Source organism: Priestia sp. FSL W8-0001, assembly GCF_038050335.1.
GTDB lineage: Bacteria > Bacillota > Bacilli > Bacillales > Bacillaceae_H > Priestia > Priestia flexa.
Genome location: NZ_JBBPAL010000001.1, coordinates 201,185 through 215,000 on the forward strand (window position 1 = coordinate 201,185; position 13,816 = coordinate 215,000).

Below are 13,816 nucleotides of genomic sequence, written 5' to 3' on the forward strand. Positions count from 1 at the left end.
ATATATTCATATTGCGGACAAGGGAGACAGGTAGTATCTTGTTTCTCTCGACATGTAGGTATGACATGATATAAAAGGAGTTGGGGAGATGCATAAAAAGTTTATTGGGTTATTCGCGTGCGCCTTTTTACTATTACTATTGGCTGCTTGTGGCGAAAAAAGTCAGCAAGACGTAACGGATGCACTAGATGCTAAGATTGAAGATATGAAAGGGTATAAAGCTGAAGCAGAAATGAAGCTAAATACAGGCAAGGACGCGCAAGTATATGACGTTGAAATTTGGCACAGTAAGCCAACCTATTATCGTGTAAACTTAAAAAATACGAAGAAAGACCAAAGTCAAATGATTTTGCGCAACGATGAAGGTGTCTTTGTCTTAACACCAGCCTTAAACAAAAGCTTCCGTTTCCAAAGTGATTGGCCACAAAACAGTAGCCAAGCTTATTTATATGAATCGTTAGTGCAAGACATTGTGCAGGATGAAAGTGCAGAATTTAAGTCGACGGATAAACATTATGTATTTAAGACAAAAACAAATTACCAAAATAGCACGATGTTGCCAAAACAAGAAATTAAGCTAAATAAAAAGGATTTAACGCCTGTATCTGTAAAAATTATGGATACAGACAACAAGGTACTAATTGAAGTGGATTTTTCAAAAGTACAAGTTGATTCAAAGTTTGATAAGGGTGCATTTGATACGAAACGCAACATGACAGGGGCTAAAATTGATGTTCCAACAATGGCTACAGAGAAATCTGATGAGTTCGGTGTGCTTTATCCAGAAATCTTACCAAAAGGCGTTAAGCTAGCAGAGGAGAAAAAGGTTGAAGGCGAAAACGGTGAGCGAATTGTTTTAAAGTATGAAGGTGAAAAGTCGTTTACGCTTGTTCAAGAGAAAGCAAAAGTAGCGGAAACAGCAGCCTCTACAGCTACTTTAACAGCTGGGGAGCCGTTTGATTTAGGATTTACAGTTGGAGCACTAACGGATAAGACGCTTTCTTGGTCTTATGATGGAATTGACTTTATGATTGCTTCAGAAAACTTAACGTCTGAAGAGATGAGTAAAGTGGCGAATTCAGTTCAAACTCAGCTTGGCAAATAACTACTTTTAATACAGGCTCGCGAATAGCGAGTCTTTTTTGTTTTCTTAATTGGATTTGGTTTCATTTGTGAGAAAATTCAAATCTGTTTAGTTTAATTTTTATTTCCTTCTAATGAACTTTAATTTTGGATGTATTATACTAGCAAAGTAGCATATGTTTATAATGGTTCTGAAAAAGGAAGTGTCACAATGGTTAAAGCATTTTACCGAGAAACATGGGCAGAAATTAATGCAGATGCAATTTTGTATAATGTTCAAGAAGTTAAAAAGTTATTAAAACCGGATCAAAAGCTCATGGCTGTAGTGAAAGCAAATGCATATGGGCACGGAGATGTAGAAGTAGCAGACTTAGCACTACAAGCAGGTGCTAATATGTTAGCAGTTGCATTTTTGGATGAAGCAATCTCACTTCGTCAGAAAGGGGTTAAAGCCCCCATTTTAGTACTAGGAGCTGTGCCGTCTCTTTATGTTAAAGAGGCTATTAAATGGAATGTTACGATAACTGCTTATAGTAAGCAATGGATAGAAGAAGTAATTGCAGACCAAGCTAATAATGGAAGGTTAACTATTCATTTGAAAATAGATACTGGAATGGGAAGACTAGGCTTACGAAGTGATGATGAGATCAAGGCAGTAGCAACACTGTTAAAATCACAATCCTTTATGGAAGTAGAGGGAGTATTTACTCACTTTGCAACGGCAGATGAACTAAATTCAATTTACTTTCAAAATCAATATCACAGGTTTCAAAGCGTAGTGCAGCTTATTCAGTCTTTAGGAATTAATCCTCCTCTGGTTCACTGTGCAAACAGTGCGGCTATTTTTCAGCAACCTGAGAATTTGTTTACCGCTGCTAGACTAGGGATTTCAATGTATGGGTTAAGCCCGTCACCAGAGATGAAGGAAATCATTTCTGTCCCTTTAAAAGAAGCTTTTTCATTGCATAGTACACTTGTACATGTTAAAAAAGTAGAGCCAGGTAGTGGTATTAGCTATGGTATTACGTATGAATCAGAGAAAGCAGAATGGATTGGAACGGTTCCAATTGGCTACGCGGACGGATGGATTCGAAAGCTTCATAACTTTACTATCCTTGTTAAAGGAAAGAAAGTTCCTGTGGTGGGACGTATTTGTATGGATCAACTAATGGTACGCCTTCCAGAGCAGTATCCAGTAGGTACAAAAGTGACGCTTATTGGTAAGCAGGGCAACGAACAAATATCCATTGATCAAGTAGCACAGCACTTGGAAACTATTAACTACGAAGTACCTTGTATGATTTCAGCTCGTGTACCAAGGGTGATTGTGAAGAATCAAGAGCAAGTGAATATTACTAACTACTTGTTGAACGAACACAATTGACGTAGGATTTAATAAATATTCAGCTTAAAAATTAAATTTATGCATAAAACAATGCGTCGATTGACAATAATAGTGTAGAAATTGACAGAATTAACTTTCCATTAATACGTATGAGTGTTATGATAAGGAAAGATGAGACTATTGGTGTGTGTGTATTGATGTTGGAGGTGTATGTTTGTGTCTGAAGCGAGCGCAACTACAGAAATCCTGGTAAGATTGCCGAAAAATTTAGTATCGGAACTTGACCTTATGGTGAAACAAGAAAATGGTAACAGAAGCGAATTTATTTACCAAGCAACGAAATTATACCTTCGTGAGCGAAAAAAACGCCATATTCGCGAGTCTATGCGTCGCGGATATATGGAGATGGCAAAGATAAATTTAAACATTGCTTCTGAAGCTTTTTTAGCTGAGTCTGAAGCAAATCACACAGTGGATCGTTTAGTCAGCGGGGGTTAATGTCTTGGTAGTCAAACGCGGCGACGTTTATTTTGCTGACCTATCTCCTGTTGTTGGCTCAGAACAAGGAGGCGTTCGCCCTGTACTTGTCATCCAAAATGATATTGGAAATCGGTTTAGTCCGACTGTCATTGTTGCTGCAATTACTGCTCAAATTCAAAAGGCAAAGTTGCCTACGCATGTAGAAATTAATGCGAAAAAGTATGGGTTTGAGCGCGATTCAGTTATTTTGCTAGAGCAAATTCGAACAATTGACAAACAGCGACTAACTGATAAAATCACCCATTTAGATGATGAAATGATGGACAGAGTGGATGATGCCTTGCAAATCAGTGTAGGACTTATCGACTTTTAGAATTATACTTCCATTTATACTAAGTTGCTCCTTTAAGGGCAACTTTTTTAATTTGACGAAGAATAACTAGTAAACGTATATTGAAAGAAGAAATCTATTTAATGGGTTTATTAAATATGGTAAAAAATAGCTAAATAGCATAAAGAAATGTGATTTCTTACAAGGAGGAGCTCATGAATCAAGAGAAGTTATTTGAGTATATTCAACAATCTAAAGCGGATATATTTGAACGTTGGCTTGTTACAATGAATGATATTGAAACGGGTCGAATTAAAAGTGTTGTATCGGAACAAGTTTATGTAAACGTTAGTTCAAATTTTGTGAATGTAGTTTTATCGAATGCATTTCGTTCTTTAAATGAGTTTTCAAATGAACTCGAAGATATTGTAGAAAAAGTTGTCAAGCTAGGATGGCCACTTGGATACCTAACGCAAGGCTTGCGTGAGTTAGGACATGTTGTTGTGGAAGGGTATCTAAACGAAGGATCTTCGAACAAAGAAGCACACTCGGAAATCTTTTATCATTTTGATAAATGGCTTAGTCCTGTTTATAACAAGATAGTAGAGCAATATTCAAGTTCATGGGAAAATACGGTTATGCTACAAAAAGTAGCTTTACAAGAATTATCAGCGCCGCTAATTCCGGTATTTGATAAAATAACAGTTATGCCCCTCGTGGGGACAATCGATACAGAGCGTGCAAGAAAAATTATGGAAAACCTTCTACAAGGCGTTGTTAAGCATCGCTCAGAAGTGGTTTTAATCGATATTACAGGAGTGCCGGTAGTTGATACAATGGTAGCTCATCATATTATACAAGCTGCTGAGGCTGTACGATTAGTAGGAGCAAAATGTTTATTAGTAGGGATTCGCCCTGAAATTGCACAAACAATTGTTAATTTGGGAATCAATTTAAATGAGCTAATTACGAAGAACTCGTTGAAGAAAGGAATCGAATTTGCGTTAGAAATGACTAACCGTCAAATTATCGATATGGAATCGGGGGAATGAACGTGAGAATACCGATCTTAAAATTATATGACTACTTACTGGTCTCGATTCAATGGGAGCTTGATGATCACACAGCTATTCAATTTCAAGAAGATTTACTAAGTAAAATACACCAAACTGGAGCAAAAGGCGTAGTAATCGATTTAACATCCATTGATATGATTGACTCATTTATTGCTAAAGTGTTAGGTGATGTAGTTAGCATGTCCAGTTTAATGGGGGCACGTGTTGTTTTAACAGGAATTCAACCCGCTGTTGCTATTACCTTAGTGGAACTAGGTATTGGATTAAATGATGTTTTTACTGCGCTTGACTTGGAAAAAGGTCTTGAGAAACTCCAATCGGAACTGGGGGAATAATAGATGGAATTCCAATCCAGTGTAAAAATTGTAACGGAGTGGGATATTGTGGCGGCGCGTCAGCTAGGTAGAAATGTTTCCAAGGATTTAGGATTTGGAACTGTAGATCAAGCGCGTATTACAACAGCCATCTCTGAATTAGCACGTAATATTTATTTATACGCGGGGAAAGGACAGATTCATATTGAAAAATTGGATCGTTCAACTACACGAGGACTTTTAATTATTGCTACAGATGAAGGGCCAGGTATTCCTGACATTCGCAAAGTGATGGAAGATGGATATTCTACATCTGGAGGATTAGGTGCAGGTTTACCAGGAGTGAAACGTCTCATGGATGAGTTTTCAATTGAATCAAATGTAGGAGACGGTACTGAAATCAAAGCAATTAAGTGGCTCCGCTAGGAGGAGAATAAATGTCTTTTGATAAAGAGATGAAACAGCTATATAGGGATATTTTGGGGAATTATATTCAAACGCAAGATGAGCAAGTTTTATACCAAGGACAAAAGCTAAGTCGCAAATCTTTAGAAAATGAAATATCGCCAGAAGACATCGTTAGTATTCATAAAGAGGTAATTGAAGAGATTTATTCTGATATTCCAGAGAAAGTATTGCATTCATTAGATTTTTTATTAGAGGTTATGATTAGCTATGGATTAGCGTTACGTGAACATCAAACGTTAAAAAGTAAGCAGAGAGAGCTTCGGTCAGAGATTGAAGTTGCTGCAAATGTTCAGCAAAATTTATTGGGAACAAATATTCCGGATAATGTGGATACTTTAGAGATTGGCGCAGTGAGCGTACCAGCCAAGCAGATGAACGGTGATTATTTTCATTTCGTGGATGAAGACAACGGTGGTGTTAGCATTGCGATTGCAGATGTAATTGGTAAAGGAATACCGGCTGCGATGTGCATGTCGATGATTAAGTATGCGATGGATAGCTTACCGGATTCTCGGAAAAATCCAAGCTATGTGCTTGAAAACCTGAATAATATTGTAGAGCGCAACGTGGATCCGAGTATGTTCATTACAATGTTTTATGGTACGTACCATCCTGCTAACAACTTGTTTACCTACGCATCAGCCGGTCATGAACCAGGATTCTATTATGAAGCTTCAACTGATACATTTCATGATTTAGAAGCAAGAGGTCTAGTTCTAGGTGTAGATCGTCATGTGAAGTACTCACAGTATGAAAAAGAGCTTCACAAAGATGATATGATTATCTTATTAACGGATGGAGTAACAGAATGTCGAACTGAAGCAGGATTTTTGGAAAGGTTGGACATTATAAAACTAATTCGTAAATACATGCATTTGACACCTCAAGAAATTGTTGAGGCAGTTTTTAAAGAATTAGAAAAACTACAAGAGTTTCAGCTTCGAGACGATTTTACCCTTATTATTTTAAAAAAAGCAGTTTAACTAGAAAGAATGAAGGGTAAAGAATGTATAGTTTATGAAAACTGAGGGGGTTTATAGATACGATGAATTTAAAGATTGATGTTCAAGATGCTGGTCAGGAATATCGTATTACGTTGGCTGGCGAAATTGATGCATATACAGCTCCGAATTTAAAAGAGAAATTTATGGAGATAGCAGAACAAGACGATGTTAGAATCACAATTGATTTGACAGACGTTTCATATATGGACAGTACAGGTCTTGGTGTTTTTATTGCACTTTTAAAAGCAATTAAAAAGCATAACGGTTCATTAAAGTTTGTTGGTGTGTCTGAGCGTTTAAAGAGATTATTTGATATTACAGGATTGACGGATATTTTAAATGTGAATTCACAGGTAGAAGGTGGCGTGAAATGAAGCAACCGTATGATTTCGTTGAGATGAAAATTCCAGCTAAGCCAGATTATGTCGCAATCATTCGCCTAACTTTGTCAGGAGTGGCAAACCGTATGGGCTTCTCTTATGATGATATTGAAGACATGAAGATTGCAATAAGTGAAGCGTGTACGAATGCTGTTCAGCATGCTTACAAAGAAGATGAAAATGGTGAAGTTAAGGTAGGTTTTGGCCTTTTTTCTGACCGCTTAGAAATTATGGTGGTTGATAAAGGTGAAAGCTTTAACTTTGAAGAATTAAAAGAGAAAATCGGGCCTTACGAGACAGCGAAAGAAGTTGAGATGCTGCCAGAAGGTGGATTAGGCTTATATTTAATTGAGACGCTCATGGATGAAGTGAAAATGATGAATTCTAAAGGTGTTACCCTCATGATGACAAAGTATTTGCAAAGAGAGCAGGTGGAGAGTGATGAAAACACAGTCTCAACCTATGAAATTAACTAAAGAACAAGTTCAGGAACGAATTGAGCGTTTTCAAAAATTCCAAGATGAAGAAGCACAAAGTGAGCTCGTTATTCACTATAAAAATCTTGTTGAATCGATTGCCCGTCGTTATTCAAAAGGCCGAAGTTTGCATGAGGATATTGTGCAAGTTGGTATGTTAGGCCTTTTAGGTGCAATTCGTAGATATGATCCTTCGTTTGGAAGAAGCTTTGAGTCGTTTGCTGTTCCGACAATCATTGGTGAGATAAAACGATTCTTACGTGACAAAACGTGGAGCGTGCATGTTCCTCGTCGAATTAAAGAATTAGGTCCGAAAATTAAAGCAGCTGTTGAAGAGTTGACAACCCAATTACAGCGCTCTCCTCAAGTGCAAGAGATTGCTGATTATATTGGAGTCACGGAAGAAGAAGTTTTAGAGACGATGGAAATGGGGCAAAGCTACCAAGCGCTCTCTGTTGACCACTCCATTGAAGCGGATTCTGATGGCAGTACCGTAACTATTCTAGATTTAGTTGGTGAAAAAGAAGCAGGCTATGAGAAAACCGACCAAAGATTGGTCTTGGAGAAGATTTTACATGTTTTAAGCGAGCGAGAAAGAGAAGTCATTCGCTATACCTTCATTGAGAACCTGAGTCAAAAAGAAGCTGGTGAGAAATTAGGTATTTCTCAAATGCATGTGTCGCGTCTTCAGAGAAGAGCTCTTGATAAGCTTCGAAATGCGGCTCGAACAGACTTAACCGAAGCGGAGTATAAAAAGTGACGAATCGTATATCTGCTAATCAATCTTTCATAAAAACAGCCACTCATCAAACACCTAAAGATGGAAACACCTGTTGTGGTGACGGCTTTTATATCAAAGAAACTAGCGATTATTTCTTATGTGCCATTGCGGATGGGTTAGGAAGCGGTGAACATGCAAAAATAGCGTCCGATGCTGTCATTCAAACTGCGAAGCAAAATCATAATCTTGAGCTTGATGATTTAATGATGCTGTGTAATGATGTGACTAAAGGGACGAGAGGAGCCGCTGTTGCTCTATTGAAGTTTGATAAACGCAGCGGGCATTTTTCGTACACGAACGTAGGTAATATTCGTTTTTATCTATATGCCCCAGACGGAAATCTTACGTATCCTTTACCTGTAAAAGGGTTTTTATCAGGTCGAAAACAAAAAATTCAGGTTCAGACTTTTCCATATGAACCGAACTCTCAGTTTTTAATTCATACGGATGGATTAGATTTAAAAGAAGTTAGAGCCTTTTTTAGTTCTCGGATGAACATAGAGCAATTATCCGCTCAACTGAAAGCGAAACTATCTTCTCACAAAGACGATGTAACATTCATATTGGGAGAGCTACAAACAAATTAATGATGTAAAACTTTAACTCACATGTGCTAATACATGTGAGTTTTGTTACAATTAAAAGAAAACATTGCTAGGAGAGATTGAGTTGACGGCCATAGCAAAAGTGCAAACAACTGATGTAATGAAGCATGTAAGTGATCAAGTAAACCTTCCTTTAAAGCAAGTAAAGAATGTAATAAATTTAATTGAAGCGGGAAATACAGTTCCGTTTATTGCTCGTTACCGTAAGGAACAAACAGGATCTCTTGATGAAGTGCAAATTCGAGCAATCTTAGACGAGTGGACATACTTAACGAACTTAAATACCCGAAAAGAAGAAGTTATCCGCTTGATTGAAGAGCAAGGAAAGCTAACGGATGAGCTGGCTACAAGTATTGCAAAAGCAACAAAGTTACAGCAAGTGGAAGATTTATATAGACCTTATAAACAAAAGCGAAGAACTAAAGCAACTGTTGCAAAAGAAAAAGGATTAGAGCCTTTTGCTCAATGGATTTTAACATTTCCTTTAGAAGCAGTTAAAGAGAAAGCACAGCTATACATATCTACGGAAAAAGGTGTCGATAGCGTGGAGGATGCCGTACAGGGTGCTCAAGATATCATCGCGGAGATTATATCTGACGAGCCTTCCTATCGTCAGTGGATTCGAGACTATACGTTTAAACATGGCGTTATTGAAACCGAAGCTAGAGCTCATGAAAAAGATGAAAAAAATGTATATGAAATGTATTATGAGTATAAGGAATCTGTAAGCAAGATTGTTCCTCATCGCGTGTTAGCTATGAATAGAGGGGAAAAAGACGGGATATTAAAAGTATCCATTAACGTATCTACAGAAGGCATTTTTAGATACATACAAAAAGGATTTGTTAAAAATACGAAATCGTCTGTTGTCTCATTAGTAGAAGAAGCGATTACAGATGCATATAAGCGGCTAATTGCTCCTGCTATCGAACGAGAGATTCGAAAAGAGCTAACAGAGAGAGCTGAAGCACAGGCTATACATATCTTTTCCGAGAATTTGAGAAAGCTACTTCTTCAACCGCCTCTAAAAGGAAAGGTTGTCCTGGCTGTAGATCCTGCGTATCGAACTGGGTGTAAGCTGGCAGTTATTGATGAAACAGGAAAAGTGCTCAAGATTGATGTTATTTACCCGCATCCTCCTGTTAATAAAAAAGTAGAAAGTGTAAAGCAAGTAACTGAAATCATTGAAAAATTTTCAATTGAAATGGTAGCAATCGGAAACGGTACAGCTTCTAGAGAGACAGAACAGTTTATTGCGGAGATTTTGCAACATCAATCTAGAAATATTTTTTATTTAATCGTAAATGAAGCGGGTGCTAGCGTTTATTCTGCTTCTGACATCGCTAGGGACGAGTTCCCAAACTTTCAGGTGGAAGAAAGAAGTGCAGTCTCAATTGGGAGAAGGTTACAAGATCCGCTTGCCGAACTTGTTAAAATCGATCCAAAATCAGTTGGTGTTGGACAATATCAGCATGATGTTTCTCAAAAGCAGCTAAATGATTCATTAACGTTCGTGGTGGAAACAGTAGTAAACCAGGTGGGAGTGAATGTAAATACGGCTTCTTCTTCTTTGCTTCAATATGTGTCAGGTCTTAATAAGACGGTCGCTCAAAATATTATTCGTTATCGAGAAGAAAATGGCAAGCTGAAAAGCCGAAAGGAACTGAAAAAGATTCCGAGATTAGGTGCTAAAACATATGAACAATGTATTGGCTTCCTGCGAATTATTGATGGCCAAGAGCCGCTAGATCAAACGAGTATTCATCCTGAGAGCTATGGTTACGTGAATGAATTGCTAGATAAGGTGAATTTAACTTATGATTATCTTGGAACAGATGAATTAAAAGAAGCATTAAATAGCTTATCTATTTCTGATCTTTCAGAAGAGCTAGGAGTTGGAGAGTTTACTTTAAAAGATATTATTCAAGCGCTAGTACAGCCAGGGAGAGACCCTAGGGACGATTTGCCAAAGCCGCTCTTGAAAAAAGATATTTTGCAACTGGAGGATTTATCGAAAGGTCTTCAACTTGAAGGAACCGTACGCAATGTGGTGGATTTTGGTGCGTTTATAGATATCGGTGTAAAGCAGGACGGGTTGGTTCATATTTCAAAATTAACAACCAAGTATGTAAAACACCCGCTAGATGTTGTTTCTGTCGGAGATGTGGTAACTGTTTGGGTAGAAGGTGTAGATGTTGCTAAAGGGAGAGTTTCATTAACAATGATTTCGCCACAAGCTACTTTCTAAATCCATCAGAAAAATTGCTCTGACATTAATGTCAGGGCGATTTTTCTATTGGATTGTAGGGGTTAGTCCATTGAAGAGTGGTTTTTACGGTAAAAAAACCAGCATTGGTTTAATAGTCGAATCTGTGCACAATCTCTCTGTAAGTAAGCACGCTGCATTTGTCTTTGTAACCACATCGGCATCACAGCATTCGCTCCTTTTATATAAATGTATAAAAAATAATGTAATATTAAATGTATGCAATGCATGCTAGTCAGGTGATAACAAGGAGGAAATAAAATGGAGAACAACGAACTACAACAATTAGTAGAAGAAATATCAATGAAATTTTTTCACAAACCTTTTTTACATAAAGCTTATTTTAATAGACGACTAAGAGCAACAGGTGGAAGGTACCTTGTTCATAACTCTAATATTGAAATCAACTATGGTCACTATGAAGAACATGGTCAAGAAGAGGTTATTAACATTATTAAACATGAGCTATGTCATTACCATTTGCATTTAGAAGGCAAAGGATATGGACATCGAGATCGAGACTTTCGCCAATTAATGAAAGAAGTAGGTGCCCCTAGGTTTTGCAAGCCACTTGCAAAAAACATAGCAAAAAAGCAAAATAGTCCAGTACATCTTTATCAATGCACTGGTTGTAAGATTAAATATACAAGGAAAAGAAAGATTCATCTCCAAAAGTATCTCTGTGGTTATTGCGGTGGAATGTTAAAAAAATTAGAGTAAGCCCTTGACTATGGAAAAGGCATATGATAAATTTATAAAGCACTCAAAAGTGCTTGAATATTTTTTGAAAAAACATTGACAAATAAGTCAAAATATAGTAAATTTTAATGAGTCTGATAACACTATTCCACAGTAGCTCAGTGGTAGAGCAATCGGCTGTTAACCGATCGGTCGTAGGTTCGAGTCCTACCTGTGGAGCCATTATAACGGGGAAGTACTCAAGAGGCTGAAGAGGCGCCCCTGCTAAGGGTGTAGGTCGTGTAAGCGGCGCGAGGGTTCAAATCCCTCCTTCTCCGCCATTTTATAATGGCCCGTTGGTCAAGTGGTTAAGACACCGCCCTTTCACGGCGGTAACACGGGTTCGAATCCCGTACGGGTCATATTATATTTGCTTGAATAATTTATGATTTAATTCCGGAGGATTAGCTCAGCTGGGAGAGCACCTGCCTTACAAGCAGGGGGTCGGCGGTTCGATCCCGTCATCCTCCATATTTTGTTTGTATATCATCTGTATGGATGGTCCCGTGGTGTAGCGGTTAACATGCCTGCCTGTCACGCAGGAGATCGCGGGTTCGATTCCCGTCGGGACCGCCATTTCTTTTTGATTGGGCTATAGCCAAGCGGTAAGGCAACGGACTTTGACTCCGTCATGCGTTGGTTCGAATCCAGCTAGCCCAGCCATCAAGAGCCATTAGCTCAGTTGGTAGAGCATCTGACTTTTAATCAGAGGGTCGAAGGTTCGAGTCCTTCATGGCTCACCATTTTAAATACACACACGCGGGTGTGGCGGAATTGGCAGACGCGCTAGACTTAGGATCTAGTGTCTTTATGACGTGGGGGTTCAAGTCCCTTCACCCGCACTTTTATCTTTAACCTTTTTTATTAAGCGGTCGTGGCGGAATGGCAGACGCGCTAGGTTGAGGGCCTAGTGGGTGAATAACCCGTGGAGGTTCAAGTCCTCTCGGCCGCACCAAAAAAACAAAAAAAGGTATTGACACTAACAAATAGAGATGATAAGATAGTTAAGTCGCTAACGAAGCGATAGAAAATAATGCGCCCGTAGCTCAATTGGATAGAGCGTTTGACTACGGATCAAAAGGTTAGGGGTTCGACTCCTCTCGGGCGCGCCATATGCGGGTGTAGTTTAATGGTAAAACCTCAGCCTTCCAAGCTGATGTCGTGAGTTCGATTCTCATCACCCGCTCCATTACCAAATTGAACTTTGAAAACTGAACAAAGCGACAAACGTCAACGTTAATTTTTTAAACTTTTATGAGCAAGTCAAACATTTCTTCGGAGAGTTTGATCCTGGCTCAGGATGAACGCTGGCGGCGTGCCTAATACATGCAAGTCGAGCGAACTGATTAGAAGCTTGCTTCTATGACGTTAGCGGCGGACGGGTGAGTAACACGTGGGCAACCTGCCTGTAAGACTGGGATAACTCCGGGAAACCGGAGCTAATACCGGATAACATTTTCTCTTGCATAAGAGAAAATTGAAAGATGGTTTCGGCTATCACTTACAGATGGGCCCGCGGTGCATTAGCTAGTTGGTGAGGTAACGGCTCACCAAGGCAACGATGCATAGCCGACCTGAGAGGGTGATCGGCCACACTGGGACTGAGACACGGCCCAGACTCCTACGGGAGGCAGCAGTAGGGAATCTTCCGCAATGGACGAAAGTCTGACGGAGCAACGCCGCGTGAGTGATGAAGGCTTTCGGGTCGTAAAACTCTGTTGTTAGGGAAGAACAAGTACAAGAGTAACTGCTTGTACCTTGACGGTACCTAACCAGAAAGCCACGGCTAACTACGTGCCAGCAGCCGCGGTAATACGTAGGTGGCAAGCGTTATCCGGAATTATTGGGCGTAAAGCGCGCGCAGGCGGTTTCTTAAGTCTGATGTGAAAGCCCACGGCTCAACCGTGGAGGGTCATTGGAAACTGGGGAACTTGAGTGCAGAAGAGAAAAGCGGAATTCCACGTGTAGCGGTGAAATGCGTAGAGATGTGGAGGAACACCAGTGGCGAAGGCGGCTTTTTGGTCTGTAACTGACGCTGAGGCGCGAAAGCGTGGGGAGCAAACAGGATTAGATACCCTGGTAGTCCACGCCGTAAACGATGAGTGCTAAGTGTTAGAGGGTTTCCGCCCTTTAGTGCTGCAGCTAACGCATTAAGCACTCCGCCTGGGGAGTACGGTCGCAAGACTGAAACTCAAAGGAATTGACGGGGGCCCGCACAAGCGGTGGAGCATGTGGTTTAATTCGAAGCAACGCGAAGAACCTTACCAGGTCTTGACATCCTCTGACAACTCTAGAGATAGAGCGTTCCCCTTCGGGGGACAGAGTGACAGGTGGTGCATGGTTGTCGTCAGCTCGTGTCGTGAGATGTTGGGTTAAGTCCCGCAACGAGCGCAACCCTTGATCTTAGTTGCCAGCATTTAGTTGGGCACTCTAAGGTGACTGCCGGTGACAAACCGGAGGAAGGTGGGG

15 protein-coding genes, 11 tRNA genes and 1 rRNA gene (1 of these 27 only partly in view) are annotated in these 13,816 nt (G+C 39.6%); 26 read left to right on the forward strand and 1 reads right to left on the reverse strand.

The genetic code is table 11. The features are described from left to right. The first annotated feature begins 88 nt into the window (after positions 1-88). The 13 genes from MKZ18_RS01120 to MKZ18_RS01180 all read left to right on the forward strand — a co-directional run bounded on the left by MKZ18_RS01120 (position 89) and on the right by MKZ18_RS01180 (position 10,591). Positions 89-1,105: a LolA family protein gene (locus MKZ18_RS01120; protein WP_025910603.1), complete on the forward strand. Its 1,017-nt coding sequence runs from the start codon at positions 89-91 to the stop codon at positions 1,103-1,105. A gap of 189 nt (positions 1,106-1,294) precedes the next feature. Then, positions 1,295-2,467 (forward strand): alanine racemase, encoded by a 1,173-nt coding sequence (gene alr / locus MKZ18_RS01125; RefSeq protein WP_163070557.1) that lies wholly within the window; start codon positions 1,295-1,297, stop codon positions 2,465-2,467. A gap of 177 nt (positions 2,468-2,644) precedes the next feature. Then, positions 2,645-2,926: a CopG family ribbon-helix-helix protein gene (locus MKZ18_RS01130; RefSeq protein ID WP_025910605.1), complete on the forward strand. Its 282-nt coding sequence runs from the start codon at positions 2,645-2,647 to the stop codon at positions 2,924-2,926. A 4-nt stretch (positions 2,927-2,930) separates the two neighbouring features. After that, on the forward strand, positions 2,931-3,281 hold the full coding sequence (locus MKZ18_RS01135) for a type II toxin-antitoxin system PemK/MazF family toxin (RefSeq protein ID WP_025910606.1): 351 nt from the start codon (positions 2,931-2,933) through the stop codon (positions 3,279-3,281). A 173-nt stretch (positions 3,282-3,454) separates the two neighbouring features. Continuing rightward, positions 3,455-4,291: an RsbT co-antagonist protein RsbRA gene (locus MKZ18_RS01140; RefSeq protein WP_025910607.1), complete on the forward strand. Its 837-nt coding sequence runs from the start codon at positions 3,455-3,457 to the stop codon at positions 4,289-4,291. Then, the gene (locus tag MKZ18_RS01145) at positions 4,288-4,650 is read left to right on the forward strand and encodes an STAS domain-containing protein (protein ID WP_035321022.1); all 363 of its coding nucleotides are present in this window, start codon (positions 4,288-4,290) and stop codon (positions 4,648-4,650) included. Before MKZ18_RS01140 ends, MKZ18_RS01145 begins: the two co-directional genes overlap by 4 nt. A 3-nt stretch (positions 4,651-4,653) precedes the next feature. Further along, positions 4,654-5,055 (forward strand): anti-sigma regulatory factor, encoded by a 402-nt coding sequence (locus MKZ18_RS01150; RefSeq protein ID WP_025910609.1) that lies wholly within the window; start codon positions 4,654-4,656, stop codon positions 5,053-5,055. A gap of 11 nt (positions 5,056-5,066) precedes the next feature. Continuing rightward, entirely contained in the window at positions 5,067-6,080 is a 1,014-nt protein-coding gene (locus tag MKZ18_RS01155) for a PP2C family protein-serine/threonine phosphatase (protein WP_025910610.1), read from the forward strand. Positions 6,081-6,142: 62 nt separating this feature from the next. Next, on the forward strand, positions 6,143-6,475 hold the full coding sequence (locus MKZ18_RS01160) for an anti-sigma factor antagonist (RefSeq protein WP_025910611.1): 333 nt from the start codon (positions 6,143-6,145) through the stop codon (positions 6,473-6,475). Further along, on the forward strand, positions 6,472-6,957 hold the full coding sequence (gene rsbW, locus MKZ18_RS01165) for an anti-sigma B factor RsbW (protein WP_061785866.1): 486 nt from the start codon (positions 6,472-6,474) through the stop codon (positions 6,955-6,957). The genes MKZ18_RS01160 and rsbW overlap by 4 nt, the downstream gene beginning before the upstream one ends. Further along, positions 6,923-7,717, forward strand: a complete 795-nt coding sequence (sigB, locus tag MKZ18_RS01170; protein WP_025910613.1) for an RNA polymerase sigma factor SigB — start codon at positions 6,923-6,925, stop codon at positions 7,715-7,717. The genes rsbW and sigB overlap by 35 nt, the downstream gene beginning before the upstream one ends. Further along, the gene (locus tag MKZ18_RS01175; protein ID WP_025910614.1) at positions 7,714-8,325 is read left to right on the forward strand and encodes a PP2C family serine/threonine-protein phosphatase; all 612 of its coding nucleotides are present in this window, start codon (positions 7,714-7,716) and stop codon (positions 8,323-8,325) included. Before sigB ends, MKZ18_RS01175 begins: the two co-directional genes overlap by 4 nt. A 118-nt stretch (positions 8,326-8,443) precedes the next feature. Further along, positions 8,444-10,591 carry a Tex family protein gene (locus MKZ18_RS01180; protein WP_076513569.1) on the forward strand — a complete coding sequence of 716 codons (2,148 nt, stop codon included), beginning with the start codon at positions 8,444-8,446 and terminating at the stop codon, positions 10,589-10,591. Between the two features lie 62 nt (positions 10,592-10,653). Here the strand turns inward: MKZ18_RS01180 and cmpA are convergent, their stop codons facing one another. Beyond that, positions 10,654-10,773 (reverse strand): cortex morphogenetic protein CmpA, encoded by a 120-nt coding sequence (gene cmpA / locus MKZ18_RS01185; RefSeq protein ID WP_100346445.1) that lies wholly within the window; start codon positions 10,771-10,773, stop codon positions 10,654-10,656. Positions 10,774-10,870: 97 nt separating this feature from the next. Here cmpA and MKZ18_RS01190 point away from each other — a divergent pair, with 97 nt between their 5' ends. The 13 genes from MKZ18_RS01190 to MKZ18_RS01250 form a co-directional block, all read left to right on the forward strand. Next, a complete protein-coding gene (locus MKZ18_RS01190) occupies positions 10,871-11,329 on the forward strand; it encodes a SprT family protein (RefSeq protein WP_025910616.1) in 459 nt (152 codons plus the stop codon). Positions 11,330-11,455: 126 nt separating this feature from the next. Further along, a tRNA-Asn gene (locus tag MKZ18_RS01195) sits at positions 11,456-11,530 on the forward strand. 7 nt (positions 11,531-11,537) lie between these two features. Continuing rightward, positions 11,538-11,628, forward strand: a tRNA-Ser gene (locus MKZ18_RS01200). Between the two features lie 9 nt (positions 11,629-11,637). Next, positions 11,638-11,709, forward strand: a tRNA-Glu gene (locus MKZ18_RS01205). A 36-nt stretch (positions 11,710-11,745) separates the two neighbouring features. After that, positions 11,746-11,818 (forward strand) — tRNA-Val (locus MKZ18_RS01210). A gap of 29 nt (positions 11,819-11,847) precedes the next feature. After that, positions 11,848-11,923: transfer RNA gene (locus MKZ18_RS01215), tRNA-Asp, on the forward strand. Between the two features lie 12 nt (positions 11,924-11,935). Further along, a tRNA-Gln gene (locus tag MKZ18_RS01220) sits at positions 11,936-12,010 on the forward strand. A 4-nt stretch (positions 12,011-12,014) separates the two neighbouring features. Further along, positions 12,015-12,090, forward strand: a tRNA-Lys gene (locus tag MKZ18_RS01225). 16 nt (positions 12,091-12,106) lie between these two features. Further along, positions 12,107-12,189, forward strand: a tRNA-Leu gene (locus MKZ18_RS01230). A 26-nt stretch (positions 12,190-12,215) separates the two neighbouring features. Continuing rightward, positions 12,216-12,302 (forward strand) — tRNA-Leu (locus tag MKZ18_RS01235). Positions 12,303-12,382: 80 nt separating this feature from the next. Beyond that, a tRNA-Arg gene (locus MKZ18_RS01240) sits at positions 12,383-12,459 on the forward strand. A 3-nt stretch (positions 12,460-12,462) separates the two neighbouring features. Beyond that, positions 12,463-12,536, forward strand: a tRNA-Gly gene (locus tag MKZ18_RS01245). 83 nt (positions 12,537-12,619) lie between these two features. Next, a 16S ribosomal RNA gene (locus MKZ18_RS01250) occupies positions 12,620-13,816 on the forward strand (it continues 356 nt past the right edge of the window).

Bases quoted from the DNA above. Each gene is read 5' to 3' on its own strand.
- MKZ18_RS01160 (WP_025910611.1), top strand. From the start codon at position 6,143: ATGAATTTAAAGATTGATGTTCAAGATGCTGGTCAGGAATATCGTATT.
- MKZ18_RS01150 (WP_025910609.1), top strand. From the start codon at position 4,654: ATGGAATTCCAATCCAGTGTAAAAATTGTAACGGAGTGGGATATTGTG.
- alr (WP_163070557.1), top strand. From the start codon at position 1,295: ATGGTTAAAGCATTTTACCGAGAAACATGGGCAGAAATTAATGCAGAT.
- sigB (WP_025910613.1), top strand. From the start codon at position 6,923: ATGAAAACACAGTCTCAACCTATGAAATTAACTAAAGAACAAGTTCAG.
- MKZ18_RS01140 (WP_025910607.1), top strand. From the start codon at position 3,455: ATGAATCAAGAGAAGTTATTTGAGTATATTCAACAATCTAAAGCGGAT.
- MKZ18_RS01145 (WP_035321022.1), top strand. From the start codon at position 4,288: ATGAACGTGAGAATACCGATCTTAAAATTATATGACTACTTACTGGTC.
- rsbW (WP_061785866.1), top strand. From the start codon at position 6,472: ATGAAGCAACCGTATGATTTCGTTGAGATGAAAATTCCAGCTAAGCCA.
- MKZ18_RS01155 (WP_025910610.1), top strand. From the start codon at position 5,067: ATGTCTTTTGATAAAGAGATGAAACAGCTATATAGGGATATTTTGGGG.
- MKZ18_RS01120 (WP_025910603.1), top strand. From the start codon at position 89: ATGCATAAAAAGTTTATTGGGTTATTCGCGTGCGCCTTTTTACTATTA.
- MKZ18_RS01190 (WP_025910616.1), top strand. From the start codon at position 10,871: ATGGAGAACAACGAACTACAACAATTAGTAGAAGAAATATCAATGAAA.
- cmpA (WP_100346445.1), bottom strand. From the start codon at position 10,773: ATGCCGATGTGGTTACAAAGACAAATGCAGCGTGCTTACTTACAGAGA.
- MKZ18_RS01180 (WP_076513569.1), top strand. From the start codon at position 8,444: ATGAAGCATGTAAGTGATCAAGTAAACCTTCCTTTAAAGCAAGTAAAG.